Here is a 251-nt window from a genome sequence, read left to right as displayed (position 1 = left end):
CATCGGGAAGTGCGGGCAAAAGATAAATATAACCGTCATAACTTTGCAAAAGCATTTCAGCAATTCCTGAAGTACAGCCAAAATTCCCGTCAATTTGAAACGGTGGATGTGCATCCAAAAGATTGGGGTAAGTTCCGCCAGAGTGACCCTTATTGTCTATTGGTGCTGGACTTAGCTGATCCGAAATTAACTTAAAAGCGCGGTTTCCATCAAGCAATCTTGCCCACCAATTGACTTTCCAGCCCATTGAC

The 251-nt window shown here is 43.8% G+C and carries 1 protein-coding gene; it reads right to left on the bottom strand.

Annotation, left to right across the window (positions count from 1 at the left end; translation table 11 throughout):
• The coding region (locus SCA31_RS24660; protein ID WP_410699591.1) for a glycosyl hydrolase family 95 catalytic domain-containing protein at positions 1–251 on the bottom strand (251 nt) is incomplete at both ends.

This window comes from Chryseobacterium sp. SIMBA_028, assembly GCF_046535285.1.
Lineage (GTDB): Bacteria > Bacteroidota > Bacteroidia > Flavobacteriales > Weeksellaceae > Chryseobacterium.
The sequence above is the reverse complement of the archived record's forward strand: the minus strand, read 5'-3'. Positions and strand labels throughout refer to the sequence as shown.